The following is a 718-nucleotide window of genomic DNA, read 5'->3' as shown; positions in this document are numbered from 1 at the left end:
CAAAGCCCGTCATCCTAGATATCGCTTACTCGCAGGTTTCTAAGGATTTAATGTTCATCAGTAAAGAGCTGCTTGGCGGCAAGGGGCTCAGACCATTCACTCCCTCACAAAAACAAAAAGATCGACTCTACGCAAAAGTATTAGACCTTGCTGGTTATCACAAATGGGACGAAAGTCAGCACTTCAATTCTCTTTTCGACCACCTTGTTCAGGTGGGCAATGCCTGGCTGGAGCCGCGTTACCTCTTTGATACTGCTATTGAATTCCTAACCAGTCACAGCATTGCTATCCCTAGGTACACCGTACTCAAGAGACTGATAAGCAGAGCGATGCAGCAGGTCAGAAAAGACCTGGCGCACCAACTTAATCAACTCACCAGTCCTGAACTTCACGTCTTTCTGGACAGCATAACAGCCATTGATGACGGACTAAGCCTGAACCAGCTCAGAGGCGGTGCAAAAAGTCTGACCGTACCTGAACTTAAAAAAGAGCTTGCCCTTTATCATCAGTTAGCGCCATGGCGCACGCAAATCAATGGCGTTATCGATGGGCTTAATCTGTCTCTTAAAAATCGACAACACTTCGGTGAGCTCATCAACTATTACGGTAGTAAACTCAAACGATTCAAACGCGCACAGCAGCATCTATGGTTGCTATGTCACCTGACAGAGCGGATACAACTGGCACTGGAACGGTTAACTGATGGGTTCATTTACCA

General features: G+C 46.7%; 1 protein-coding gene. It reads left to right on the top strand.

The genetic code is table 11. The features are described from left to right. The coding region (locus R8O10_RS25050; protein WP_318191933.1) for a DUF4158 domain-containing protein at positions 1-718 on the top strand (718 nt) is incomplete at both ends.

This window comes from Vibrio sp. 1727, assembly GCF_033344415.1.
Classification (GTDB): domain Bacteria; phylum Pseudomonadota; class Gammaproteobacteria; order Enterobacterales; family Vibrionaceae; genus Vibrio; species Vibrio alginolyticus.
The sequence above is the reverse complement of the archived record's forward strand: the minus strand, read 5'-3'. Positions and strand labels throughout refer to the sequence as shown.